At 43.1% G+C, this 25882-nt stretch carries 24 protein-coding genes; 22 read left to right on the top strand and 2 right to left on the bottom strand.

Features of this window, described 5'->3' with window-relative positions; all coding sequences use genetic code 11:
- Positions 1 to 15: 15 nt before the first annotated feature.
- The 10 genes from nagB to bsh all read left to right on the top strand — a co-directional run bounded on the left by nagB (position 16) and on the right by bsh (position 10142).
- A complete protein-coding gene (gene nagB / locus DXA60_RS05285) occupies positions 16 to 741 on the top strand; it encodes a glucosamine-6-phosphate deaminase (RefSeq protein WP_199536189.1) in 726 nt (241 codons plus the stop codon).
- 100 nt (positions 742 to 841) lie between these two features.
- On the top strand, positions 842 to 1984 hold the full coding sequence (nagA, locus tag DXA60_RS05280; protein WP_117920154.1) for an N-acetylglucosamine-6-phosphate deacetylase: 1143 nt from the start codon (positions 842 to 844) through the stop codon (positions 1982 to 1984).
- Positions 1985 to 2189: 205 nt separating this feature from the next.
- On the top strand, positions 2190 to 3770 hold the full coding sequence (locus tag DXA60_RS05275) for a glucose-6-phosphate isomerase (protein ID WP_117920303.1): 1581 nt from the start codon (positions 2190 to 2192) through the stop codon (positions 3768 to 3770).
- Positions 3771 to 4145: 375 nt separating this feature from the next.
- Complete coding sequence (gene rsmH / locus DXA60_RS05270) at positions 4146 to 5198, top strand: 16S rRNA (cytosine(1402)-N(4))-methyltransferase RsmH (protein ID WP_117920152.1); 1053 nt, start codon at positions 4146 to 4148, stop codon at positions 5196 to 5198.
- A gap of 231 nt (positions 5199 to 5429) precedes the next feature.
- Positions 5430 to 6320: a pyridoxal 5'-phosphate synthase lyase subunit PdxS gene (pdxS, locus tag DXA60_RS05265; RefSeq protein WP_117920150.1), complete on the top strand. Its 891-nt coding sequence runs from the start codon at positions 5430 to 5432 to the stop codon at positions 6318 to 6320.
- Positions 6321 to 6430: 110 nt separating this feature from the next.
- Complete coding sequence (pdxT, locus tag DXA60_RS05260; RefSeq protein ID WP_117920148.1) at positions 6431 to 7033, top strand: pyridoxal 5'-phosphate synthase glutaminase subunit PdxT; 603 nt, start codon at positions 6431 to 6433, stop codon at positions 7031 to 7033.
- A gap of 82 nt (positions 7034 to 7115) precedes the next feature.
- The gene (locus tag DXA60_RS18830; RefSeq protein WP_199536188.1) at positions 7116 to 7259 is read left to right on the top strand and encodes a hypothetical protein; all 144 of its coding nucleotides are present in this window, start codon (positions 7116 to 7118) and stop codon (positions 7257 to 7259) included.
- A gap of 115 nt (positions 7260 to 7374) precedes the next feature.
- Positions 7375 to 8115, top strand: a complete 741-nt coding sequence (locus DXA60_RS05255; RefSeq protein WP_158570862.1) for an MATE family efflux transporter — start codon at positions 7375 to 7377, stop codon at positions 8113 to 8115.
- Between the two features lie 463 nt (positions 8116 to 8578).
- Positions 8579 to 9115, top strand: coding sequence for a hypothetical protein (locus DXA60_RS05250; protein WP_117920146.1), 537 nt, complete (start codon positions 8579 to 8581; stop codon positions 9113 to 9115).
- A 52-nt stretch (positions 9116 to 9167) separates the two neighbouring features.
- Entirely contained in the window at positions 9168 to 10142 is a 975-nt protein-coding gene (gene bsh, locus DXA60_RS05245; protein ID WP_182432239.1) for a choloylglycine hydrolase, read from the top strand.
- Here the strand turns inward: bsh and DXA60_RS05240 are convergent.
- Entirely contained in the window at positions 10139 to 11035 is an 897-nt protein-coding gene (locus tag DXA60_RS05240) for a LysR family transcriptional regulator (protein ID WP_117920142.1), read from the bottom strand. The genes bsh and DXA60_RS05240 overlap by 4 nt on opposite strands.
- Positions 11036 to 11266: 231 nt before the next feature.
- Here DXA60_RS05240 and DXA60_RS05235 point away from each other — a divergent pair, with 231 nt between their 5' ends.
- Positions 11267 to 11953, top strand: coding sequence for a DUF6198 family protein (locus DXA60_RS05235; RefSeq protein WP_006857379.1), 687 nt, complete (start codon positions 11267 to 11269; stop codon positions 11951 to 11953).
- Positions 11954 to 12025: 72 nt separating this feature from the next.
- On the opposite strand, the gene mscL is transcribed toward DXA60_RS05235, so the two are convergent.
- Entirely contained in the window at positions 12026 to 12424 is a 399-nt protein-coding gene (gene mscL / locus DXA60_RS05230) for a large conductance mechanosensitive channel protein MscL (protein ID WP_243006766.1), read from the bottom strand.
- Between the two features lie 174 nt (positions 12425 to 12598).
- Here mscL and DXA60_RS05225 point away from each other — a divergent pair, with 174 nt between their 5' ends.
- From DXA60_RS05225 to fliD, 11 genes are all read left to right on the top strand, one after another.
- On the top strand, positions 12599 to 14614 hold the full coding sequence (locus DXA60_RS05225) for a M28 family peptidase (RefSeq protein ID WP_117920301.1): 2016 nt from the start codon (positions 12599 to 12601) through the stop codon (positions 14612 to 14614).
- Between the two features lie 26 nt (positions 14615 to 14640).
- Positions 14641 to 15276 carry a GNAT family N-acetyltransferase gene (locus DXA60_RS05220; RefSeq protein WP_117920138.1) on the top strand — a complete coding sequence of 212 codons (636 nt, stop codon included), beginning with the start codon at positions 14641 to 14643 and terminating at the stop codon, positions 15274 to 15276.
- A 130-nt stretch (positions 15277 to 15406) separates the two neighbouring features.
- The gene (flgM, locus tag DXA60_RS05215; protein WP_006857376.1) at positions 15407 to 15688 is read left to right on the top strand and encodes a flagellar biosynthesis anti-sigma factor FlgM; all 282 of its coding nucleotides are present in this window, start codon (positions 15407 to 15409) and stop codon (positions 15686 to 15688) included.
- A gap of 28 nt (positions 15689 to 15716) precedes the next feature.
- Positions 15717 to 16217, top strand: a complete 501-nt coding sequence (locus DXA60_RS05210) for a flagellar protein FlgN (RefSeq protein WP_006857375.1) — start codon at positions 15717 to 15719, stop codon at positions 16215 to 16217.
- A gap of 21 nt (positions 16218 to 16238) precedes the next feature.
- Complete coding sequence (gene flgK, locus DXA60_RS05205) at positions 16239 to 18002, top strand: flagellar hook-associated protein FlgK (protein WP_117920136.1); 1764 nt, start codon at positions 16239 to 16241, stop codon at positions 18000 to 18002.
- Positions 18003 to 18019: 17 nt separating this feature from the next.
- A complete protein-coding gene (flgK, locus tag DXA60_RS05200) occupies positions 18020 to 19861 on the top strand; it encodes a flagellar hook-associated protein FlgK (protein WP_117920134.1) in 1842 nt (613 codons plus the stop codon).
- 21 nt (positions 19862 to 19882) lie between these two features.
- Complete coding sequence (locus DXA60_RS05195) at positions 19883 to 21475, top strand: flagellin N-terminal helical domain-containing protein (protein WP_117920132.1); 1593 nt, start codon at positions 19883 to 19885, stop codon at positions 21473 to 21475.
- 81 nt (positions 21476 to 21556) lie between these two features.
- Positions 21557 to 22018: a flagellar assembly protein FliW gene (gene fliW, locus DXA60_RS05190; protein ID WP_006857371.1), complete on the top strand. Its 462-nt coding sequence runs from the start codon at positions 21557 to 21559 to the stop codon at positions 22016 to 22018.
- A 2-nt stretch (positions 22019 to 22020) separates the two neighbouring features.
- Entirely contained in the window at positions 22021 to 22236 is a 216-nt protein-coding gene (csrA, locus tag DXA60_RS05185) for a carbon storage regulator CsrA (protein ID WP_006857370.1), read from the top strand.
- Between the two features lie 172 nt (positions 22237 to 22408).
- The gene (locus DXA60_RS05180; protein WP_117920130.1) at positions 22409 to 22936 is read left to right on the top strand and encodes a flagellar protein FlaG; all 528 of its coding nucleotides are present in this window, start codon (positions 22409 to 22411) and stop codon (positions 22934 to 22936) included.
- 73 nt (positions 22937 to 23009) lie between these two features.
- Entirely contained in the window at positions 23010 to 25754 is a 2745-nt protein-coding gene (fliD, locus tag DXA60_RS05175; protein ID WP_117920128.1) for a flagellar filament capping protein FliD, read from the top strand.
- Positions 25755 to 25882: the final 128 nt, after the last annotated feature.

The following is a 25882-nucleotide window of genomic DNA, read 5'->3' as shown; positions in this document are numbered from 1 at the left end:
AGGGAGGAAAATAACATGAGAATTATTAAAGTGAAAAACTATGATGAGGTTTCTGTAAAGACAGCAAATTTGATTTTAGGACAGGTAAATTTAAAACCGGATGCGGTTTTAGGACTTGCTACCGGTGGTTCACCTGTGGGGGCATATAAAAAGATCGTGGAAGCATATAACAACGGTGAGGTTGATTTTTCCGGGGTTACGACGATCAATCTGGATGAATACAGAGGAATCAAAAGAAACCACGAACAGAGCTACTGGAGTTTTATGCAGGAAAATCTGTTTAAACATGTAAATGTAAGGGAAGACCACATTTTCATTCCAAACGGAGAAAATCTTAACAGTGAGGAAGTCTGCAGGGAATATGACAAGATCATCGAAGTTGCCGGTGGTATTGATATGCAGCTTCTTGGAATTGGCCTGGACGGACATATCGGTTTTAACGAACCGGCGGATCATTTTGAAAAAAATACACACTGTGTGGAACTGACGGAGAGCACGATCGAGGCAAACAAGAGATTTTTTGAGAGTAAGGATGAAGTTCCGCGTCAGGCTTATACCATGGGCATCCTGCCAATCGTACAGGCAAAGAAAGTCATCATGATCGCAAATGGAAAAAATAAGGCGGATATCATCAAAAAAGCATTTACCGGACCGGTCACACCGGAAGTCCCGGCATCCATTCTGCAGATGCATCCGGATTTCACACTGATCGCAGATGAAGAAGCGCTTACTGAGATCTAAAAGAAGCGTAGAAATGGAGATTAGTGTGAAAAATACATTTTTCACATGCAAGATTTAACTTGTGATGCGCTTAAAAGCAGCGCAGGAATGGAGATTAATTATGATCATAAAAAATGCAATGGTTTATACATCAGACCACAGGTTTGAAAAGAAGGATATCAGAATTAAAGACGAGCGCATTGCAGAGATTGCAGAGCATGGTGCACTGGAAGCCACAGAGGAGGATGTGGTTGATGGAGCGGAAATGTATGCAATACCGGGACTTGTGGATATCCATTTCCATGGAGCGGTAGGTTATGATTTTTGTCAGGCATCGAAAGAGGAATTGTTAAAAATAGCGGAGTATGAAGCAAAAAACGGTGTTCTTGCAATCTGTCCGGCAACCATGTCTTATAATGAAGAAATTTTAGGACATATCATGGATAAGGCAGCGGACTATCAGGAAGATACGGGAGCAGATTTAGTCGGCATCAATATGGAAGGACCATTTATCAATATAAAAAAAGCCGGTGCACAGAATCCGGAATACATCATGCCGGCGGATAAAGAAATGTTTCTGCGTCTGCAGGAAAGAAGCGGCGGACTGATCAGGCTGGTAGACATCGCACCGGAGGGAGAGGGCGCCATGGAATTTATTGAGCAGTGCCATGATAAAGTAAAAATCTCCATTGCACATACCTGTTGTGATTATGATACAGCGTGTAAGGCATTAAAAAAAGGTGCAAGCCACATGACACACCTCTATAATGCCATGCCTGGAATCAATCACAGGGAACCGGGACCAGTCATAGCGGCACTTGAGGCGGGGGCAGAGGTGGAGCTGATCGCAGACGGCATCCATATCCATCCGGCGATGGTGAGAACCACATTCCGCATCTTCGGGGCAGATAAAGTGATACTGATTTCTGACAGCATGGAAGCAACAGGACTTTTAGACGGAGATTACCAGCTTGGTGGACAGGATGTGACCGTAAAAGGGAAAAAAGCAGTCCTGACAAAAGATCCGGGTGTCATTGCGGGCAGTGTCACAAATCTGTTTGACTGCATGAAAAACTGTGTGCAGAACATGGGAATCCCACTTGAAGTGGCAGTGTTAGCGGCAACGGAAAATCCGGCAGGAGCCATTGGCGTGGAGGAAGATTATGGTAAGATCGCAGTTGGCAATTATGGAAATGTGCTGTTGCTGGATCAGAAATTAAACATCAGAAATATCATTCAAAAAGGTAGAATAATGTCAATATAAAGAATATAAATATGGTAAAAAGTGCATGATTTTTACATTTTTTTAGTAATTTTTCGTGATATTCGGGCAGAGTCTTGAACTTGCAGATATTTAATAGTATAATCACTTAAGCTAAAAAAATTTTAAGTGATTAAAAATTTATTTACAGATGAAAATGCGTGTTTTTATGGAAAGCACATTTTCTCTGAAAAACAAGGAGGACATTATGATTACCTGGAACAACTTAGATACCCTTGATTCTTATAAGGAACTTTCAAAGGCTTCCCGTGTAAACCTTGCAGAAGTAATGTCAGGCGAGAACGGTGCAGAGCGTGTAAAAAATTACAGCATTCCTATGGCGGAGGGCTTTTCTTACAATTATGCAGCAAAAGCTGTTGATGATGACGTGCTTGATGCACTCGTAAAACTTGCAAAAGAGGCACAGCTTGCAGAGAAGTTTAAGGCTCTCTACAATGGAGAAGTTGTAAATACCGGTGAAAAACGTCTGGTACTTCATCATATGACACGTGGACAGCTCGGTGATGCTGTAAACGCTGATGGCGTGGACAAACGTGCTTTTTATGTAGAGCAGCAGAACAGAATCGCTGATTTTGCAAACAAAGTACATGCAGGTGAGATCACCAATGCAGCAGGTGAGAAGTTTACAACAGTTGTTCAGATCGGTATCGGTGGCAGTGACCTCGGTCCTCGCGCAATGTATCTTGCATTAGAAAACTGGGCAAAGAAAAATAATACTTTTAAAATGGAAGCAAAATTCATCAGCAATGTTGATCCGGATGATGCAGCAGCAGTTTTAAATTCCATCGATGTGGCTCATTCTATCTTCGTACTGGTTTCTAAATCAGGTACCACACTTGAAACACTGACAAATGAATCTTTTGTAAAAGACGCATTAAAGAAAGCAGGACTTGATGCTTCGAAACACATGATCGCAGTTACCAGTGAGACATCTCCACTGGCAAAGAGCGATGATTATCTGGCAGCTTTCTTTATGGATGATTATATCGGCGGACGTTTCTCTTCCACATCTGCAGTCGGCGGTGCTGTTTTATCACTTGCATTCGGACCGGAAGTATTTGCACAGTTCTTAGAGGGTGCAGCCGCTGAGGATAAACTTTCTGCAAATGAAGACGTATTAAAGAACCCGGAGATGCTCGATGCTTTGATCGGTGTATATGAGCGTAACGTATTAGGTTATCCTTGCACCGCAGTATTGCCATATTCCCAGGCATTAAACCGTTTCCCGGCACATTTACAGCAGCTTGACATGGAGTCAAACGGTAAATCTGTAAACCGTTTCGGTGAACCTGTAAACTATCCGACAGGTCCGGTAATCTTTGGTGAGCCGGGAACCAACGGACAGCATTCTTTCTATCAGTTATTACATCAGGGAACAGATATTGTTCCGTTACAGTTTGTTGGATTTAAAAATAACCAGATCGGAACTGATGTTGTGATCCAGGACAGCACAAGCCAGCAGAAACTGTGTGCAAACGTTGCAGCACAGATCGTTGCATTTGCATGTGGTAAATCCGATGAGAACCGCAACAAGAACTTCGAGGGCGGCCGTCCATCCAGCATCATTATCGGTGATCAGGTAAATCCTGGTTCTCTTGGTGCGTTATTAGCACACTTCGAGAACAAGATCATGTTCCAGGGATTCTTATGGAATGTAAACAGCTTCGACCAGGAAGGTGTTCAGCTTGGTAAAGTCCTTGCAAAACGTGTTCTTGCACATGAGACAGACGGTGCACTGAAAGTATTTAGTGATCTGCTGAATATCTAGTAGATACGGATGATGGTGTAAACTTGGGATTCTATGTAATTTAGGATTACATGTAATTTAGGCTTACATATAATTTGGGATTACATGTAATTTGAGATTACATGTAATTTGAGATTACATGCAGTTTGTCAGTGAATACAATTTCAGATGAAGTAAAAATGCTCTTTTCTAAGCAGGCGGGTAAATGTCTCTCAGAAGAGGGCATTTTTTGTGTTGTGGGATTTTTTATAATGCGCAAAGCAATCAGGCATTGAATTGTTCCAATCCAGCAATTATAATGAAAGACATTAGTTGCTGATGGAAAAGGATGGTTTTGAGATCATCATAAGAAATATTTTTTTGAAACCATGATTTGGAAACAGAAAGGACAGACATATGGAACAGGAACAGCAGACACCGCACAAGAGGCGTGTACGTTACAAGGGAAAATACCCCAAGAAGTTTGAAGAGAAATATAAAGAACTTCAGCCGGAAAAATATCAGGATACGATCGAACATGTCATCAAAAAGGGAAATACGCCGGCAGGAATGCATATTTCCATTATGGTGCAGGAAATCCTTGATACCTTAAAGATCCAGCCGGGCGAGACCGGTTTTGATGCTACGTTAGGATATGGAGGGCATACAAAAGCAATGCTTGCCTGTCTGAACGGACAGGGGCATATCTATGCAACCGATGTTGACCCGGAGGAGTCCGCCAAGACGAAAAAGAGACTGGAAGAACTCGGGTACGGAGAGGATATCCTGACGATCCGGCTGCAGAATTTCTGTATGATCGATGAGATCGCAAAAGAAGTCGGCGGTTTTGATTTCATTTTAGCGGATCTGGGTGTATCTTCCATGCAGATCGACAATCCAAAGCGTGGATTTTCATTTAAGGTGGATGGCCCACTTGACCTGCGCTTAAATCAGAAAGCAGGAATCAGCGCGGCAGAACGTCTTGATACCATCACAAGGGAGGAACTTGCCGGAATGCTCTATGAAAATTCCGATGAACCTTACTGTGAGGAGCTTGCGAAGGCGATCACCGACGAGATACGAAAAGGCAACCGGATCGACACGACGACAAAATTGCGCGAAGTGATTGAAAAAACACTGGATTTTCTGCCGGAAAAAGAAAAAAAAGACACGATCAAAAAGACCTGTCAGCGTACATTTCAGGCACTCCGCATCGATGTGAACCGTGAGTTTGAGGTCTTATATGAATTCATGGAAAAACTGCCAGACGCCTTAAAACCAGGTGGACGTGTGGCGATCCTCACGTTTCATTCTGGGGAGGATAAACTGGTCAAAAAAGCATTAAAAGAAGGCTATCGGGCAGGAATTTATGCAGATTATTCAAAAGATGTTGTAAGACCGAGTGCACAGGAATGTGCACAGAATGGAAGAGCGCGGTCTACGAAGATGCGCTGGGCAGTCCGGGCATAGAAGATTTATTGGTGCTGATATGGTATCATGGATTGAAATAAAAAATGAATGCTCAGATCATGTTAATTACAAACTGGCATGGCTGAAAAAGAAAAAACTGGATGTTTTCATGCGTCCAGTTTTTTCTTATACTTCATAACATCAGGATCCGGAAAGAAATTGATACAGAGTAACTGTTTGAAAAACTGCGCAGAAAATCAAACTGGTTGTCTGAAAAAGGAGAAGTTAGTTATGAGTAATATAAATAATACAAAAGAGCAGTATGAATTAAACCGTGAACTGGCACAGATGTTAAAGGGTGGTGTCATCATGGATGTCACAAATGCCGAGCAGGCAAAAACCGCAGAGGCAGCAGGAGCATGTGCGGTTATGGCATTAGAGCGGATCCCGGCGGATATCAGAGCGGCAGGCGGTGTGGCAAGAATGAGTGATCCGAAGCTGATCAAGGAGATTCAGGGTGCGGTTTCCATTCCGGTTATGGCAAAATGCCGAATCGGTCATTTTGCGGAGGCACAGATCTTACAGGCATTAGAGATCGATTACATTGACGAGAGTGAAGTGCTTTCTCCGGCAGATGATGTTTACCACATTGACAAGACAAAATTTCAGGTGCCGTTTGTCTGCGGAGCAAAAAATTTAGGAGAGGCACTCAGAAGAATCGCTGAGGGTGCAGCGATGATCCGTACCAAAGGGGAACCGGGAACCGGTGATGTGGTTCAGGCGGTACATCATATGAGACTGATCAACTCCGAGATCGCGGCAGTTGCGGCAAAACGTGAAGATGAACTTTTCGAGGCAGCAAAACAGCTTCAGGTTCCATATGATCTTGTAAAATATGTGCATGACCACAAAAAACTTCCGGTTGTAAACTTTGCAGCAGGCGGTGTGGCAACTCCGGCAGATGCGGCACTGATGATGCAGCTTGGCGCTGAGGGCGTATTTGTAGGTTCCGGTATCTTCAAATCCGGCAATCCGGCAAAACGTGCAGCAGCAATCGTACAGGCAGTGACCAATTACAATGATGCAAAACTGATTGCAGAGTTATCTGAAGATTTAGGAGAAGCGATGGTCGGCATCAACGAGGACGAGATACAGCTGCTTATGGCAGAGCGTGGAAAATAAATTGCTCAGAAATGGAGATTAGTGTGAAAAATAAGATTTTTCACACGCAGGATTTGTGCTTACGCACAAACTTGAGATGCGCAAAAAACAGCGCAAGAATGGAGAATATCATGTCAGAAAAAGTATCAATCGGAATCCTTGCGGTGCAGGGCGCATTTGCGGAGCATCGGGCGATGCTTGACGGGCTTGGCGCGGATACATTCCTGATCCGTCAGAAAAAGGATTTGGAAGAGTCTGTGCAGAATGGCGGACTGCAGGGGATCGTGCTTCCCGGAGGTGAAAGCACGGTACAGGGAAAACTGCTTAGAGATCTTGGCATGTTTGACCAGTTAAAAGAACTGATCGAAGCGGGTACACCGGTGCTTGCGACCTGTGCAGGGCTGATCCTTTTAGCAGAGCGTGTTTCCAACGATGACAGAGCGTATTTAAAAACCCTGCCGGTAAGCGTGAAGCGCAACGCCTATGGCAGACAGCTCGGAAGCTTTGTCACGGATGCTGAGATCACACACGTTGGAACCTACCGGATGAATTTTATCCGTGCACCATATATTGATGAAATTTTAAATCCGCAGGTGGAGACATTGGCGATAGTGGATGGCAATACGGTAGCAGTCCGCTACAAAAACCAGCTTGCGCTCAGTTTTCATCCGGAAGTGAGTGAAGATGCAAGGGTGCACGCGTATTTCTTAAATGAAATCGTGCAGGGTGTATAAGAAAGAAAAAATTGGCGAAGTGAACGGAAAATGAAAGAGATTCATCCATTTTTACCGAAGTCTAATGGAGATTTAGAAGAGAATGGGCGAAAGCGTTATAAGGATGAAGCCAATAGCCCGCGAAAATGAAAAAATCAGGGCGAAAACAGGAGAACAGAAGATGGTTTCGCCCGAAAAGACTGTGAAAATGTTAAAAAGAAAGAAGAAATGGGCGAAAGGGACTTGAACAAAGGAACTTTCGCCCATTATATATTGAGGATAATATCGGTGTAGAAATGGTAATTAGTGTGAAAGCGTTTTTTCATGAAAAACCACCGAAAGAAAGGAGAAAAAATGAACTGATGAGCAGCCTTCCCGTCCCGAAGGCGGTTGCAAAGATGGCGATCCCGAGTGTGATCAGCAGTCTGGTAACAGTTGTATACAACATGGCGGATACTTTTTTCGTCGGACAGACCGGCGATCCGCTGCAGGTGGCGGCAGTCAGCCTGACAAATCCAATCTTCATATTGTTTATGGCATTTGCTAACATGTTTGGAATGGACGGCAGTGCGCCTGCCTCCATGGCGATGGGCGGGAAAAATGAAAAAAGAATGAAACAGGCATCCGCGTTTGCGACATATGCGTCACTGATCGTCGGTGTGGCACTTGCAGTCATTTTAATGGTATTTATGATGCCGGTTTTAAATATGTTCAGGGCAAACGAGCAGACGTTTCTCTATGCAAAAGGATACACTTTTCACATTGCATACGGGGCGCCGTTTATCATCTGGTCGGCAGCGGCAAGCTTTGTTGTGCGCGCGGAGGGTGCAAGTAAGGAGGCAATGATCGGCACCGTCGCCAATATCGTGTCAGATCCGGTGTTGATCAGCGGTATGGGAATGGGAGCTGCGGGAGCCGCAGTTGCGACGACAATCGGAAATATTTTGGCAAGCATCTATTACCTGTGGTATTTTTTAAAGAAAAGTAAATATTTTTCCATTTCCATCCAATATGTTACCTGCAAAGACGGCATTTTGAGCGGAGTGTGTGACCAGCAACATTTTGTCGGCTGTTTTATGGATGAGAATCAGAAGACGGATTGAAAGACGGTAAGATCGGGCGTATAATAAAGGTGAACGAGCAATTTTGAAACCTGCAGTTATGAAAATTAGTAGGATGAATTTCGTATTTGTCGCATATTATGATTCGGGTGTCAAAAGGTGGTTTTCAATTTTGGGTCTGTCAAATTGCACAAAACCGAACTTGTTTTGTTCCGTTGTCCGAAAATAAGAAAAACTAAGTATGCCTGAATCAGTTTTTCACAGAGTGACGTAAACGGCATTCAACGAGCCTTCCATGGCTCGTGAAGCCTTGTTCTGCCGTCCGTGGCAGAACATTACTGTAAATAGACAGGCATACTAAGATTTTCTAATTTTCTCCCAAAGTCACAAAAACAGTCTCGGCTTTGTGCAATTTGACAATCGCTAAGTTATGAACCACCTTTTGACACCCTAATCATATTATCTCAACTGTAAAAATTGGCATATTGAATTGCAGATTTGCCGTATGATGAATCTTGGGTATAAAAGACCTATGGGGATGGAGGGGAGGAGCGTTATGATCGGTGGCGTGGATGGATACAAATGGAATATCACAGATTCCTATGATAATAATTTAAATCAGCGGAATAATGTTAATAATAAAGATGAACTGGGACAAAAAGGCGCGGTCGATAAATCTAAGACCACAGAGTGCCAGACCTGTAAAAACCGCAAATATGTTGATGGCTCTAACGAAGCGAACGTTTCCTTTAAAAATGCTGCGCATATTTCACCGGAAGCGGCATCTTCTGCTGTCAGGGCACATGAGGGGCAGCATGTTTCCAATGCGTATCACAAAGCTGCCACGCAAAACGGCGAAGTGGTATCTGCATCCGTCAGAGTCCAGACATCGATCTGCCCGGAATGTGGCCGTTCTTATATTTCCGGTGGTGTGACGGACACACAGATCAGATATTATAATGAGTCGAATCCATACCAGCAGGATTTAAAACAGACAGACGGAATTAAACTGCGTGGGGCAAACGTGGACGAGATTGGCTAGATTTTTCGTACGAAAGCCCCGGCTTGAAAACAATATAAGAATGGAGAATTTTATGTGTACAGCAGCAACTTACCTGACGAAAGACTTTTATTTTGGAAGAACATTAGATTATGAATTTTCTTATGGCGAGGAAATCGCGGTGACACCGCGGAATTATCCATTTCATTTCCGTCACACGGAAAATCTGGAAAAACATTATGCGATCATTGGCATGGCGCACATGGCAGGAGATTATCCGCTTTATTATGATGCGGTGAACGAAAAAGGCGTCGGCATGGCGGGACTTAATTTTGTCGGCAATGCATATTATCATAAGGAAGAAAGCGGTAAAAAAAATGTGGCATCCTTTGAATTTATTCCATCGGTGCTTGCGCAGTGCGCAACGTTAGATGAGGTGCGGGAGCTGATTGCAGATTTAAATATTGTGGATACGCCGTTCAGTGAAAATCTGCCGTCCGGCATGCTACACTGGATCATCTCAGATAAGAGTGGATCGATTACAGTAGAATCCATGAAAGACGGACTGCATATCCATGAAAATCCGGTTGGTGTCCTGACAAACAATCCGCCATTTGAGCAGCAGATGTTTATGCTGAATAATTACATGGGACTGTCACCAAAACAGCCGGAAAATCATTTTACGGATAAACTGGATCTGAATATGTACAGTCGTGGCATGGGAGCATTAGGACTGCCGGGTGATCTTTCATCAGCTTCCCGTTTTGCGAGAGTCGCGTTTACAAAAATGAACGCAGTTTCTGACGATTCCGAGGAGGAGAGTGTGGCACAGTTTTTCCATATCTTAGGATCTGTCGACCAGCAGAGAGGCTGCTGCGAGGTATCCGATGGAAAATATGAGATCACGATCTACACCTCCTGCTGTAATGCAAGCCGTGGAATTTATTACTACACCACATATTCCAACAGCCAGATCACGGCGGTGGACATGCACAGAGAAGATCTTGACGGAAGTGTTCCGGTGCATTATCCAATGCTCACAAAACAACAGATCCTGTGGCAGAATTAATCTGGTATCATAGGATACTTACATTCTTTTAAAACAAATTCACAAAAATTTCTTACGGCAGGCGGCATAAACGCCTGCCGGTCATGAATCATATACAGATTACGCTCCCATACAGGCGCACTGATCTGCAGAATCTTCACATCCAGCTTTAATAAAAGATCCATATAAGGAACGACGGCAATGCCAAAACCCTGTGCAGTGAGTCCCGCAATCACCTCGGCTTCCTCTGTCTCATAGGCAATCTGCGGTACTGCATTGATCTGTGAAAACAGATGGTCCACAACGGCACGCATACCGGAACCGTGGGAAAAATAAATCTGTGGATAGATGAGCGTTTCCGTCAATGCAACGGACTGTTTTGCTGCCAGTGGGTGATGGTCTGGAACGATAAGTACCAGATCCTCGTGGGTGATCGGCACAGTGTCTAACGATTCTGTCTCCGGCGGCATGGAACAGAAAATCAGATCATAATCCCTTGCCGAGAGACCGTTGACAAGATCGCCGGTCGAGCCGGTATGAAATGTAAAACGCACATCATGCTCAGGATGGGATGCCAGATAACGCGCGGCAAGCTGCGGAATGAAACTGACACCGAGGGAACGCAGCATGCCAAGCCGGATCAATCCGTCACCGCGTGCGCTCCGCTGCAGGGATGAAACTCCGGAATCCAATGTGGCAAGCGTGCGGTTTGCGCAGATTAAAAACTCTTCCCCAAAACTTGTGAGTGTAGTATTGCGTCCGCTTTTTTCAAAAAGTGCCACGCCAAGTTCTGCCTCCAACTGCGAGATCGCATGGCTTAAACTCGGCTGTGTGATACAAAGTTCATGTGCAGCCTTTGTGTAGTGCTGCATTTTTGCTAAAGTTACAAAATAACGAAGCTGGAATAAGTTCATGGCAATCCTCCTTGTTTTGCGAAGCAAAATCCGAGCCCAATGGCGAGGAGAGGATTTTCCTTCCTGTTTTGCTCATTTTATCACGATTAATAGATACTGTCTATCGAACTATAAAAACTATTGATTTGTTAAATGAATTAGAAAGGTGTAAAGTGTTTCTGAAATTTGGGGATGGCCATAAATGCAGAAGCAGGACTTCTGTAAAAACATCCCCGGGAGGAAATATTTAAAATGAAAGAAACAGAAATACAGAAAGAAAAATCCCGCCGCACGGTCCGCGGGGAACTTGCACTCATGGTCGCAGTTGCCATCAACAGTCTTGGTGTTGTACTGATGCTGCATTCCGGTGCAGGCATCTCGGCAATATCAAGCGTGCCGTATGCATTTTCCGAAGTTTTCACACGCGTATCGCTTGGAACCTGGACTTATATATTTCAGGGACTTCTGGTGCTAAGTCTCATGATCCTGCGGAAAAAATTTGTGCCGCAGTATCTGTTCAGTTTTGTAGTGGGATTTGCATTCAGCGAATTATTGGATGTGCATGAGAGCTGGATCAATGTTTTGCCGCTGACGCCGGGATATCGTGTAATCTATTTTCTGATCAGTTATATTTTGCTCTGTATTGGAATTGCTTTGTCGAACCGATGCAAACTGCCGATCATACCGACGGATTTATTCCCGAGAGAATTGTCGGATATCACATCCGTTACCTATTCTAAGATCAAAGTTGGATTTGATGTTACCTGCCTTGCCGTGACAGCCGGACTGACCTTTGCATTTTTAGGACATCTTGACGGCCTTGGGATCGGAACCATTTTAGCCGCATTTACTATGGGAAAAGTGATCGGACTGATCGGAAAATGGATGGACAGACATGCCTGCTTTGTATCGTTCATGACACAAAGACAGACAGCCTGAACTAGTGTAATGTATCATTCACATTTCGTATAATTACTTGCCTGAATTTTCATCTGCTGTGGCAAATGAAAATTACAAATTTTTCTCAAATGCTTCCACTGCCTTTGCATCTAAGATAGAGGTGCAATGCGGGCAGCGGCAGGCATCGATCGCAATCTCACTTTTACACATCGGGCAGATCTTAGCTGGCTTTTTCTCTTCCGGCGCATCTTCTTTGACCGCTAATTTCGAAGCAGCGGTATTTAACGCTTTCACCAGTATAAATACAACAAAAGCCATGATCAGGAAATTCATCACAGCAGTCAGAAACTTTCCGTAATTCAATGTGACATCCCCAACAATATTCCAGTGCAGCTTGTCAAAATTCATGCCACCGAAAATTCCAAGAAACGGGTTGATAATATCCTCGACCAGTGACGACACAATACTTGTAAAAGCACCGCCGATAATAATACCGACAGCCATGTCCATCCGAATCGAACCCATCCACATAATTATATCGGCTCAAAATCCCCCCACAAGACTGTTCATAACAAAAAAGTGTGCTATAATCAAAAACAGGAAATAATTTGAACACAAAAAGAAATAGATAACACAAAAAACAGCAAAAATAGCAGCAAAAAAGAAGGTGTGACACACATGACAATGCAGGAAGCGGTCATAAAAAATATTGATACGGATTACTCGTACCAGCTTGCAAAACGGATGGAGCAGTTTCGCTCAAACGAGAAACTCGGTTACCGTCCTGCGGGTTCGAAGGCAGAATTCCTGACAGGGGAAATGTTAAAGGATGAGATGCAAAAACTTGGACTGTCGGATGTATGTAAAAATGCGGTTACCGTGGATGGCTGGGAGTTTAAAAATGCGGAGCTTACGTTTGAAACGAAAGAGGGAAAAAGGCATACCGCATTGCTCGGGGCATATCAGACAGATTTTGTAACGGACGGTGAGCAGGCATTTTCCCTGATGTATCTTGGAAAGGGAACAGAAGCGGATTATGAAGGGAAAGATGTAACCGGAAAACTGGTGTTAGTGGATATCAACCAGAGAGATGAGTGGTGGATCAATTATCCGGTTTATCAGGCACATTTAAAAGGTGCGGCGGCAGTGATCGCTGTGCAGTGTGGCGGTTATGGAGAAGTCGATGCGAAGGCACTCAACGCACAGGATATCGCCGGACCGGAGGATGCACCGGCATTTTCCATCTCAAGGGAGGATGCTGCATTATTGCGGGAACTGCTGGATGGAGAGAAAGAAGCAACCGTATGGTTGAAGGCCGACAGCAGGGTAAAACGTGACTGCACGACTTATAACATTTCAGGCTGTATTCCGGGAAAACACCCGGAGCGCATGGTATTGTTATCTGCACACTATGACTCCTATTTCAGTGGATTTCAAGATGATAATACGGCAGTCGCCATGATGTTTGGCATTGCAAAAACGCTGATTGAAAGCGGATTCAAGCCGAACAACACGATCGTGTTCTGTGCGATGGCGGCAGAGGAATGGGGCGTTGTTGATTCCAACTTTGACTGGTCGACCGGAGCTTACGAGCAGATTTTTACCGCACATCCGGAATGGGTCGGAAAAGTGATCGCAGATCTGAATTTTGAGCTGCCGGCGCTGGCACACGGCACGCGTGCAAGAATCCGCTGCTGTTATGAATATGTACATTATATAAAAGAATATTTAGACGGACTTCCGGAACTGACAAAGGCTTATCCTGAGATGACAAGCGTGACGGCACCGATCGAAACCTGGTCAGATGATTTTTCGATGGCAATCGCAGGAATCCCATCCATGGTCAATGATTTTACCGGCGGAAGTTTCATGGAGACGCATTACCATTCCCAGTTTGACAATGATGATTTCTATGATGAAGCGGTTTACCGGCTGCACCATGAGCTGTTCGCACTGCTGATCTTAGCACTGGATGAAACGGCAGTTGTGCCGCTTGATTTTACACCGGTGTTAGAGCGCATACTTGCCGGAGACAGTGAAATCACAGCGAAAGTGGAAGAAACACAGGAACAGATCGCTGCAATCACAAAAAAATTAATTCAGGTAACAGAAGAGGCACAGGAAAAAGCAAAACAGTCTTACGAAGAGACTGCCGCTATCAATACCCGCTACCACGCACTTCTTGCAGAAGGTAACATGCAAGAGGCAGAACAGCTCTTTGCGGAAAACAGGGAAAGAGAAAAACAACTGCTTGTAAAATTCAAACAGGAGCAGGATCATTTTGTCCGCATTGACTGGTATGGAGAGGTATTTTTCCCACATGAGATATTGTGGAAAAATATTGGCTTATTGCAGGACTCTGTAAACGCTCTGGAACAATCTGATGTGGATAAAGCACTGGAAAAAATATATCAGGTGGATAACAATGCGTATGCATTTATGTTTGATGAATATGTTTACCGCCATTTTACGGACTATGTGTTCAATCAGCCCAAAGATCGTCTGAAATGGGGTTACGGCAGGCTGTTAGAGCATGAAGATCTTTATCATGTGGTAAAATGCCTGCTGAAAAAGAAAAAAGAAGCAGACACAGATTACCGGGAAGAACTGCATTACTTAAAGGAATGCTATAAAAAACAGACCAGACGTCTCTGCGAGACCTTAAAAGAAATCAGTCAGACGGTAAAGGAAATGTTCTGATACAATAAAAAGGGGATAAGAAAAATATGAAATCGGACAAATTATACCGGGTACAGCGCGAGGACCTGCCAAAATTAGAACAGCTTTTATACCGCTGCTTTGCACACGATCCGCTTTATGAAACACTGATCCCGGATGCCGAAGTAAGAAAAAGGCTGATGCCGGAACTGTTTCAATGCGATATGGATGAATTTTATGAAACCTGCGAGATTTTTGCGGACAGTGAGGAACTAAACAGTATTCTTGTTGTGTCGGATGAAGCAGAGCACATCAATATGTTTCATTTTTTCCTGACAGAGTCATGGGCGACGATCCATACGGACGCTTTCCTGATCAAGGAAGATCCGACACTTGCGACGTTCCACAATTTTATCAAGGGTGGGGATTACCTGAACTCAAGCTGGACCGATCAGCTGCACCAGACACAGAGACTTCATATTATTTATCTTGCAGTCGATCCGGAAATGCAGCACCATGGGATCGCTGCGAAACTGTTAGACGAAACGATCGCATATGCGCAGGAACACCACATGATGATATCGTTGGAAACACACAATGAAAAAAATGTAGATTTTTATAAAAACTTTGGATTTCAGGTGTATGGAATTGTGGAGAAGAACTTCCCACTGAAACAATACTGCCTGATCCGTGAATACCAGTAGAAAAATGACAGGATACTGCGAAAAGTGGTGACCTGTCATTTTCTTTTTTCATATTTGCGCTAATGAAAAAAATGATTCGTCCGATATAAAAACTAGAAAGCGAATTTCAAGGAAGAAAGGAGATGCCATTATGCGAGTAGAAGCTTATAATCAGGTGGCACAACTTTACAATAGAGAGAAAACGCAGAAAGTGCAGAACACAAAGCAGATGAGCACCGGACGCGATGAAGTGCAGATCTCTTCTATGGGACGTGATTACCAGATCGCAAAGCAGGCAGTGGCAGATGCTTCGGATATCAGGGAAGATAGAGTCGCACAGCTTAAGGAAAGGTTGGACTCTGGTAATTATAACGTGGATATGAATGATTTCGCGAATAAGTTATTAGAAAAGTACAATGCTTTAGTAAAGTAAAAGTGAGGATGAATCTGTGGCTAGTTTAATGGAAGAGCTTTTGGATGTGCTGGGTAAAGAGGAGAAGCAGTATCAGGAACTGATCACACTTGCGACTGAAAAAACAGACGCAGTGGTGCAGGGCAATATCGAACATCTTACGGATGTTACGACGAGAGAGCAGGATGCTGCGAGCGTGCTTCTTAATCTTTCCAATAAAAGAAACCGTGTCCTGACGGATATGGCGACTGTCTTAGGTCAGAGCCCGGAAGAGATGACGATCACAAAGATGATCGGATATCTTAACAAGCAGCCAAAAGAACAGGAAGCACTTACCAGACAGCGTGACAGGCTGCTTGAGGCCGGTGCTAAGATGCAGCAGCTAAACAGACAGAATGAAGCACTTTTAAAACAGGCATTGGAGATGGTGGAATTTGACCTTACCTTGCTGAGAAGTACGCGACAGGCACCTGAGACTGCCAACTATGATAAGAATGCCTATAATACAGGCGATATCTTAGGCAGCAGTGGATTCGACGCGAAGCAATAGTAAAAGCAGGGAGGAACTACCATGGCAAATGGTTTTGGAAGTATGTTTATCGGCGTAGCCGGTTTACAGAGCAGTCAGAATGCACTTAACGTAACATCAAACAACCTGGCGAACTTAGACACAACAGGATATGTGCGTCAGAGCGTTTTGTTTGCAGACCGTGACTATGTCACATTTAATACAACAGCAGCAATCAGCAATCAGCAATCCGGTCTTGGTGTAACGATCGGAGATGTTGTCCATTCAAGAGATGTATTCTTAGATCGGTTATATCGTACGGAATCAAGCCGTCAGTCTTTTTATGCATCGACCAGTGAGGCACTGACAGAGGTGCAGAACTATTATCAGGAATTAGAGGGACAGGCTTTTCAGGATGCATTAACCGATTTCTGGGGCTCATTTCAGGAGCTATATAAATACCCGGAGGATAGCGTATATCAGAATCTTGTTATTCAGAAGGCACAGCTTTTTACCAGCAGATCAAGTGCTGTTTATTCTGGACTGAAGAGTTATCAGTATAATATCAATTCACAGATTTCCGATGACATTGATCAGGTCAATGAACTTGGAAAGACGATCAGTGAACTAAATCTGCAGATCCAGAAGATCGAGGCAGGAAATATTGAAACTGCAATGACACTGCGTGATGCAAGAGATCTGGCATTAGATGAATTGGCAAGTCTTGTTGATATTTCTTATAAAGAAGAGGTAAACGGTGTCGTGCGCGTCAGCGTGGAAGGCAACGAGTTTGTCAATGAGAACGGCTACTATAAAGTAGAAAAACAGACGGACAAAGCGACAGGATTTGTGACACCATACTGGTCCCATCTGTCAGATCCGGACAAGGGTGAGTATACCTATCTGTTTAATTTTAACCGTGATATTTCCACGGAAAATAAAAACGATATGGGAGAGATCAAAGCTCTTGTGCTTGCGAGAGGAGATAAAGTTGCCAATTACAAGGATATTCTTGGAGTGGACGGCAAGACTTATGATGATACGACAGGCATGTCTGTTATGCTCCGTGCAGAAGCACAGATGGATCAGTTGTTCCATGGAATTGCAACGGCGATCAACGATATCTTATGCCCGAATACGGAAGCATCGAATTACATCACAGGTTTGACAGGAAACGGATCTGTTACCATGACCGATGCAGACGGCAATACCTATACCGTGACAGCAAATACGAAGATCTTAGATGCAGATAAATGCGCAGTGGGATCAGATGGCAAACTTCCGCCACAGGAGTTATTTACAAGACTTGGAACAGAACGTTATACGGAGGTTTCCTATACAGATCCGGCTTCTGGTGAGACAAAGACCTATTATTTATACAATGAAGAAGATCCGGCTGATACAACAAAGCAGTACACGATGGGAAGTACAAGTGTGAACAGCGCATTGATCACAGATGAAACACTACTTCCACATTTACGGCAGAATGGAGATGTAGACCAGTCACTGATGGCGACACTTGCAGCAGTGTGGGATAAAGAAAGCCTTACAGTCAATCCGAATGACACAAAGGCATACAGCTTTAAGGACTATTATGCAGCTATGATCGGAGAGGTTGCTACCTACGGAAATGTATACAATTCTACTGCAACAAACCTGTCCCAGACGGTACAGTCAGTTGATAACCAGAGACAGCAGGTAATCGGAGTTTCTTCGGATGAAGAATTGACTTATATGATCAAATACCAGAACGCATACAATGCATCCAGCCGTTTTATTAATGTTATTAATGAGATGATCGAGCATCTGATCACACAGCTTGGATAGCAGCATAGGAGGTTAACATGCCATCAACATTTTTTGGATTAACGATTGCATCTTCAGGATTAAGTGCATATCAGGTTGCCTTAAATACGAGTGCAAATAATATATCGAATGTACAGACAAAAGGATACAGCAAACAGCAGGCAAACCGTGTTGCTTCCGAATCCATCCGTGCCTATGCAAAATACGGCAGTATGGGAACCGGTGTTACGACCGAGTCTGTCAAACAGCTCCGTAACCAGTATTATGACAATAAATACTGGTACAACCAGTCATCTGTCGGTTTATATGAGACGAAGCTCAATTACCTGAAGCAGATTGAAAATTATTTTATTGATGATGATTCTTCCAAAGGTTTTTCAACAATCTTAAACACGATGTTTAATGACTTAGATACCTTAAAGAACAATGCCGGAGATGTGAATACACGTCAGCAGTTTATCGGAAGTGCCCAGAACTTTGCAACATTCTTTAACAGCGTTGCATCCGGTCTGGGAGATATTCAGAATAATGCCAACGAGGAGATCAAATCCACGGTTCAGAATATCAATTCCATCGCAGAAAAGATTGCAAGTTTAAATCATCAGATCAACGTCATTGAAATTCAGGGTGGTTATGCGAACGAACTGCGTGACCAGAGAGCCTTACTGATCGATGAGCTATCCAAGATTGTTCCGACAGAGGCAGAGGAACTTCCGGTACAGAACTCAAACGATCCGGAACTGCCGACAGGAGCTAATTACTTTACAGTTAAGATCGGTGGTCAGGTACTGGTAGATACCTACGATTATGAAACATTAAAATGTGTTGCAAGGGAAAATAAAGTAAACCAGTCCGATATGGACGGTTTATATGATGTTAAATGGGAGAAAACCGGCAACAGCTTCAAAGCTGGCGCAAGTTCCATGTCAGGTACCTTAAAGGCATTGTTTGATATCCGTGATGGCAACAACGGAGAGAACTTTACCGGTGAGGCAAGAGTGATCGACAGCAAACATGTGAAAGTAGTCAGTCCTTCCATCACAGATATTGAGGCAATGACAGTGCCGGAGAGCGGTACACTCACCATTTACGGAAAAGATTACAATTATACAAACTTTACTTTTGAGACAGACGCCAATGGCAAGATCACATCCTATACTTTCGAACTTGAGGATGCATTAAGCCAGCAGCAGTCCAATAAGGTAGATGGAATGCAGGCATCCATCGGAAACTCTGTTGATACCATGGGTGTTCCGTATTACATGTCACAGATGAACCAGTTTTTACGTTCTTTCTGTTCTTTGTTTAATGATATTATGTTAAAAGGACAGGATTTAGACGGAAATGCAACCGATTATTATTCATTCTTTACCGGGGCAGATCAGGTAACCGGCGAGGAATATGCATTAGGAAAGAGCGATAAGAATAATGGAAACACAACAGACTGTGGTGCCAGCTCATATTACAAACTGACAGCATCCAATATCTGCGTTTCTTCCATTTGTGTAAAAGATTCATCTAAACTTGCTGCACAGTATAAGACCGATACAGAAGATGGTGTAGATAAGTATAAACTGGTTGAAGATCTGGCAAAATTAAAGAGTGATACGGTTTTATTCCGTGCAGGAAATGCATCAGGATTCCTGAAATGTATGATTTCTGATATCTCCATTGATACACAGCAGTCTACGATCTTCAGCAACAATTATACAAATATACAGGCGGCGCTTGAGACACAGAGAATGTCTGTTTCCGGTGTGGATGAGGATGAGGAAGCACTTGATCTGATCAAGTTCCAGAATGCCTACAATTTATCATCCAAGATGATCTCAGTTATGGCAGAAGTATATGACAAACTGATCGAGGAAACCGGAGTATAAACGGATTTATAACAGGAGGAAATGGCAATGCGTATTACAAATAATATCATATTGCATAATACATCCATTAATATCAATGGAAATAAAGGAAATGTGGACACACTGAACAATCAGATGACCAGCCAGAAAAAAATACAGCGTCCTTCTGATGACCCGGTAACAGCGATCCGTGCACTCCGTCTGCGCAGTACCTTAAGCGAGATCGACCAGTACTACGAGAAGAACATTCCAGATGCAGAATCATGGCTGGATGTAACGGAGACTGCAATCTCCAGTATGCAGGACGTTATCAAGACGATCCGTACCCAGTGTGAATACGGCGCACAGGATTCACTTACAACAGACAACAGAAAAACGATCCTGACACAGCTGGAAAAACTGCGTGATAAATTATATTCAGAAGGAAATGCGGATTATGCCGGCAGAACGGTATTTACCGGATACCGCACAAATAAAAAGCTGACATTTACGGAAGACGAACAAAAGACTTCATACGAGATCGACCAGAAGATGTCGTATGCTGATCTGCAGGAACACCGGTATTATGGAAATGATGTTACAGTTCCGGGAAATCAGGCAGATGTGTTAGATGGCACAAAGATCGCTTCTCCAACCCAGGCTGCTTATAATAGAATCCGTCTTGGTTATGACAGCATTGACAGTCTGGATGTGACAGATGCAACAGGAACTACCACGAAAACCTCTGCAAATGGAAGTACAGTAACCATTGATTATAATTATACGGATGCGGCAGGTGCGAAGCAGACTGGAAATATGAACGTCACGGTATACGATTCTTATGATAAATGGTTAGAAGCATCCACGAAAACACCAAAATCATATGACATTGCAGATGGTGAGGCAGTGCTGATCCGTAATACCGGAGAAATGGTATTCAGCAAAACAGCAGCAGATACACTTTCCACTAATAAAGCATCTCTTGATATTTCCTATACAAAGACCGGATTTACAAATGGTGAACTTCGCCCGGAATATTATTACAACTGCACGAATATTACAGATACGAACAATAAGTTAAAGTATGAGAAATATGATAAAGATGGCAATCAGATCTATCAGGATATCGATTATGTAGTGGCTGCAAACCAGACACTTACTGTCAATACAGAGGCATCAAATGTATTTGATCACGGACTCAGCAGAGATGTGGATGAGCTGATCGATGCTGTACAGCGTTCACTTGACGCAGAACAGAAAGTGACAGATTTAAATGCCATGAAGAAAATGCAGGAATATTCTTCCGATGACTGTCAGGCAAAATTAGAAGAGTGGATCGCAGCAGCCGAAAAAGAGCGCGATTATGCAAATGATAATATGCAAAAACTTTATAACAGCTACATCGGAAACTGTGACAAATACCTGAACAAAGTGAATCTTGCATTAACGGATGTCGGAAGTAAAGGACAGAGCCTTGCTCTGACCAAAAACCGTATGTCAAATGAGCAGGAGACCATGGAAGAGCTGAAGTCTAAGAACGAAGATCGTGAACTCTCTGATATTATTTTGGAATATACAGCGGCATATACTGCTTATCAGTCATCACTGCAGGCAGCTTCCAAAGTAAATCAGGTGACACTGCTCAGCTATCTGTAAATTATATTAACAGCAGAAATAACGGCAATATTCTTAGAATACATGTCGTGACCATACAGATTGCACCAGGAGGAAAAGGGAATGAAAGCAAATACAAGGCTTTTTGGGGAGATAGATATTGACGAGGAGAAGATCATTACTTTAGAGAATGGAATGATCGGATTCCCGGATTTAAGAAAGTTTACCCTGATTTTTGATAAGGAAAAAGAGAGAACACCGTCCTCGATCATGTGGTTTCAGTCCATGGACGAACCGGAAATTGCATTTCCGGTCATGCATCCGAATGAGATCAAACCTGATTATGCACCATCGGTAAGCGATGAGATGCTAACGCCACTTGGAGATCTTACAGAGGATAATACCTACATACTTGTAACGCTCACAGCAGCGGCGGATAAAAAAGATACGACTGTTAATCTAAAGGCACCGCTGGTGATTAATACAGACACCAGAAAAGGCTGCCAGGTGATCGTCGAGGATGATTATCCGATCAAGTTTAATGTATATGAAGCTGTAAAAGGCAGAAAGAAAGCAGAGGAATAAAAATGCTGGCATTGACACGAAAAAAAGGTGAATCTCTGGTGGTAAACAATAACATTGAGATCACAGTGCTTGAAATCCGCGGAGATCAGGTAAAGATCGGCATATCAGCACCCAAAGAAGTGCCGATATACCGCAAGGAAGTATATCTTCAGATTCAGAATGAAAATAAGGCAGCTCTCAATATCGATGCAATCGCATCTTTAAAGGATCTGCTTTGAAAAATACCGGAGCTCATAATTCAGGATGATAGAATGTCCGCAGCGCGTGATTTCTATTGATTCAGACAGAAAAATGCGGCTCCGGTATTAATTTTATCTGCAAAGAAACCGATATAAATTGCAGATTAGGTAAAAGTATGCGCATAGTTTGGTATATAACTGACAAGCGCAGATAGACACAGGGAAGTGCAGGTTACAGCAGAAAGAAGCTGAGAATACCATGGAAACGGAGGTCAGGATCATGGGAGTTCAACGGATACAGGAAACATCGACAGCATCTTACGGCAAATCCGTAGAGGCAGCTGCAGCAGGAAATAGCAGTGCTGCAGGCAGCGGAAGTGCTACAGGCGGCACAACGCAGACAGTGGAGAACATCACGGCTCCATGGAAGGCAGAAACCAAAAACAGTACGGAAACCAAAAACAGTCTGAGCGCCAGAAACGACAAGGATGAGGAACAGGAAACACTCGTAGGAGCAGGAAACAACACCCAGATCCGAAAAGCTGTAGAAGAGATCAATAAGAGAGCACACAATTCGGAAGCAGTCTTTGGAATCCATGATGCTACAAACCGTGTTATGATCAAGATCGTGGACAAGGACACCAAAGAAGTCTTAAAGGAATATCCGCCGGAGAAAACACTTGATATGATCGCAAAAGTCTGGGAAGTTGCAGGACTTTTGGTGGACGAGAAAATGTAAACAAAGACAGTACGGACTGTCTATAGAGTATACACAATAACAGATGGAATTTTCATCAGATAGGAGTGATAATATGCCAATCAGAATTACCGGTCTGACATCAGGTCTTGATACAGAGTCAATCATTTCAGCTCTGGTATCTTCATACAACTATAAGACAAATAAGTACAAAAAGGCGCAGACAAAATTATCCTGGAAACAGGATGCGTGGAAATCTTTGAATACGAAGATTTACAGTCTTTACAGCAGCGTCGGCAGCATGAAATTATCTACCGCATATAATTTAAAATCAACAACTGTTTCCGATTCTACCAAAGCAACGGTAAAGGCAGGAAATAATGCACCGACCGGAACACAACAGTTAAATATTATCAAAGTTGCGCAGGCAGGTTATCTGACCGGAGCACAGCTTTCAAGCAAGACGACGACATCCACAACACTTGCTGAACTAGGTTATACAGGTGGAGATGCAAAGATCAACCTGACAAAGGGTGATGGTACAACAAAAGAGATTACATTGACACAGGGATCAACCGTTGGTGATGTGATCGCTTCATTAAAAGATGCCGGAGTCAGCGCAAACTATGATGCGACAAACCATCGTATCTTCATCAGTTCAAAGGATACCGGAAAAGATAACGATTTCACTCTGACCGGTGGAAACACGGAAGGCGCAAGAGCACTGTATCAGTTAGGACTCAGTGTTGGTTCTGATGCAACAAATGCAACATATAAGTCTTATACGCAGTACTATGATGCAGATGGCAATAAATTACAGCAGAATGTAGTGGATGCTATTCAAAAATATCAGGACGCGCAGAAATCTTATAAGACAGCATCTGGACAGAATACAAATCTTACATCTGCATATGGATATGCGACGGCATATTCTGAAATGCAGGATGCATTAAAAAATAGTGGCTTAACTACAGATGAGCAGAAGAAACTTACCACATTACTTGGAATGAGCGCAACACAGAGAGTGAATTCTGTGATGGATGCGTCTGGAAATGTATACACCAAATCAACGACTTTGGATGATGGAAGTACTATTTATGAGTACGGAAGTGGAAATGATAAAAAATACATTCAGGCGATCACGACAGCAAAAGATGATCATAACAACATTTATACTAAAAATGCAGATGGAAACTATGTAGATTCAGGTGCAGGTCTGGTTTATAAGGCAACCGGTGAGAAGGACAGTGACGGCAATGAATATTATGTTTACACTGCTCCGGATGGACAGGAAGCCAAAATTGCCATGAAAAATGAGACAACGAATTATTATCAGGCTGATGTAGCACAAAAAGGATACACGGAATACACAGATAATGATGGCATTGTTTATAGGTCAAATGAAAAAGGAAACTATACCGGATCCGATGGAAAAACTTATAAGCTGGAAAACAATACGTTTACAGAAATCGACAGCGATGGCAATGCGGTTAGCAATGGAAGAACAGCGACAGTTACAGAAGATCAGAAAAAAGAAGTTAAGACAACTTACAGTCATGGAAATACAGTATTGTCTGATACAACCCGTGCAGCAGATCTACTGAGCAGGTTCAGGGAAGATCATAAGGATACACTTACCGATGACGTTGTTTCCAAATTGACCTCTAATATTGAGAAGGTTAATGTATATGAGAGTGCTGAGGATTCTTTGGATGACACTGATACATATTCAAAAAAGAATATTATCTCTTCCATCCAGCAGGCATATCAGAGTGGCGGTGCAAGTGCAGTTACAGAGGTAACTAACAAGTATGCAGAGAAAATTACCGAGAATCAGACTGCTATGACTACTGCACAGAAAAAAATGGATGACAATTCGGTACTTGCAGATCTGGCTGCGATGGATTCGACTTCATCGGATTATACAACAGCTTTGGCTGCATTTGTAAACAAAGTACAGGATTCACAGAGGATCCTTGATCAGAGTTCTACATTAACAAACTCAGGTGCAAAGAAGATTGACGGCTGTGATTCTGAGATTAAGTTAAACGGCATTACATACACCAGTTCGCTCAATACCTACTCTATCAACGGACTTTCCATTACTGCAATGCAGGCAACCGGAGATGGGGATACCAATGCGATCACTGTCACAACTGCGACCGATACACAGGCGATTTATGACAAGATCAAGAGTTTCCTGACACAGTACAATTCTCTGATCAACGAAATGACATCACTTTACAACGCAGATACGGCAAAGGGATATGAGCCTTTGACAGATGATGAAAAGAGTGCAATGTCCGATTCAGAAGTTGAGAAGTGGGAAGAAAAAATTAAATCTTCACTGCTCCGCCGTGATGACAGCCTGGAAAGTGTCATGAATCTGATGACGAATGCCATGAGTCAGCCGGTTACGATTGATGGCAAGAAATATTATCTGTCAAGTTTTGGAATCAAGACATTAGGTTTCTTGAATGCACCGGAGAACCAGCAGAATGCATATCATATTGACGGTGACGAGGACGATACAGCAACTTCCGGAAACGAAGATAAGTTGATGGCAATGATCAACTCTGATCCGGATACGGTCGTTTCCTTTATGCAGCAGCTTACGACCAATTTATACGATGCAATTGGAACGAAGATGAAATCTTCAACTTTAAGCAGTATTTATAAAGTATACAATGATAAAGAGATGGCTTCTGAATACAGTGATTACACCACCACGATCAAAAAGTGGGAGCAGAAACTGCAGGATCAGGAGGACGCATATTACAAGAAGTTCTCTGCAATGGAGACAGCATTGTCTAAATTACAGAGCCAGACATCTTCATTATCCAACCTGTTCGGAGGCTGATAAAATTGCTGAAAATGGTGGCAAAATAAAAAGAGAGTGATAAAATTTAAATATCTGCCCCACATAGATGTGGGACAGATATTTGGTTTGCGCGCCATGGGCGCGCTCTAATGGGTGAAAGTCCCGAA

It is taken from the genome of Roseburia sp. OF03-24 (assembly GCF_003463035.1).
In the GTDB taxonomy this organism is placed as follows: domain Bacteria; phylum Bacillota; class Clostridia; order Lachnospirales; family Lachnospiraceae; genus Roseburia; species Roseburia rectibacter.
The sequence above is the reverse complement of the archived record's forward strand: the minus strand, read 5'-3'. Positions and strand labels throughout refer to the sequence as shown.

Excerpts from the sequence above, each read along its gene's own strand:
- nagB (WP_199536189.1), top strand. The coding sequence starts at position 16 with ATGAGAATTATTAAAGTGAAAAACTATGATGAGGTTTCTGTAAAGACA.
- nagA (WP_117920154.1), top strand. The coding sequence starts at position 842 with ATGATCATAAAAAATGCAATGGTTTATACATCAGACCACAGGTTTGAA.
- DXA60_RS05275 (WP_117920303.1), top strand. The coding sequence starts at position 2,190 with ATGATTACCTGGAACAACTTAGATACCCTTGATTCTTATAAGGAACTT.
- rsmH (WP_117920152.1), top strand. The coding sequence starts at position 4,146 with ATGGAACAGGAACAGCAGACACCGCACAAGAGGCGTGTACGTTACAAG.
- pdxS (WP_117920150.1), top strand. The coding sequence starts at position 5,430 with ATGAGTAATATAAATAATACAAAAGAGCAGTATGAATTAAACCGTGAA.
- pdxT (WP_117920148.1), top strand. The coding sequence starts at position 6,431 with ATGTCAGAAAAAGTATCAATCGGAATCCTTGCGGTGCAGGGCGCATTT.
- DXA60_RS18830 (WP_199536188.1), top strand. The coding sequence starts at position 7,116 with ATGGGCGAAAGCGTTATAAGGATGAAGCCAATAGCCCGCGAAAATGAA.
- DXA60_RS05255 (WP_158570862.1), top strand. The coding sequence starts at position 7,375 with ATGAGCAGCCTTCCCGTCCCGAAGGCGGTTGCAAAGATGGCGATCCCG.
- DXA60_RS05250 (WP_117920146.1), top strand. The coding sequence starts at position 8,579 with ATGATGAATCTTGGGTATAAAAGACCTATGGGGATGGAGGGGAGGAGC.
- bsh (WP_182432239.1), top strand. The coding sequence starts at position 9,168 with ATGTGTACAGCAGCAACTTACCTGACGAAAGACTTTTATTTTGGAAGA.
- DXA60_RS05240 (WP_117920142.1), bottom strand. The coding sequence starts at position 11,035 with ATGAACTTATTCCAGCTTCGTTATTTTGTAACTTTAGCAAAAATGCAG.
- DXA60_RS05235 (WP_006857379.1), top strand. The coding sequence starts at position 11,267 with ATGAAAGAAACAGAAATACAGAAAGAAAAATCCCGCCGCACGGTCCGC.
- mscL (WP_243006766.1), bottom strand. The coding sequence starts at position 12,424 with ATGGACATGGCTGTCGGTATTATTATCGGCGGTGCTTTTACAAGTATT.
- DXA60_RS05225 (WP_117920301.1), top strand. The coding sequence starts at position 12,599 with ATGCAGGAAGCGGTCATAAAAAATATTGATACGGATTACTCGTACCAG.
- DXA60_RS05220 (WP_117920138.1), top strand. The coding sequence starts at position 14,641 with ATGAAATCGGACAAATTATACCGGGTACAGCGCGAGGACCTGCCAAAA.
- flgM (WP_006857376.1), top strand. The coding sequence starts at position 15,407 with ATGCGAGTAGAAGCTTATAATCAGGTGGCACAACTTTACAATAGAGAG.
- DXA60_RS05210 (WP_006857375.1), top strand. The coding sequence starts at position 15,717 with ATGGAAGAGCTTTTGGATGTGCTGGGTAAAGAGGAGAAGCAGTATCAG.
- flgK (WP_117920136.1), top strand. The coding sequence starts at position 16,239 with ATGGCAAATGGTTTTGGAAGTATGTTTATCGGCGTAGCCGGTTTACAG.
- flgK (WP_117920134.1), top strand. The coding sequence starts at position 18,020 with ATGCCATCAACATTTTTTGGATTAACGATTGCATCTTCAGGATTAAGT.
- DXA60_RS05195 (WP_117920132.1), top strand. The coding sequence starts at position 19,883 with ATGGCAATGCGTATTACAAATAATATCATATTGCATAATACATCCATT.
- fliW (WP_006857371.1), top strand. The coding sequence starts at position 21,557 with ATGAAAGCAAATACAAGGCTTTTTGGGGAGATAGATATTGACGAGGAG.
- csrA (WP_006857370.1), top strand. The coding sequence starts at position 22,021 with ATGCTGGCATTGACACGAAAAAAAGGTGAATCTCTGGTGGTAAACAAT.
- fliD (WP_117920128.1), top strand. The coding sequence starts at position 23,010 with ATGCCAATCAGAATTACCGGTCTGACATCAGGTCTTGATACAGAGTCA.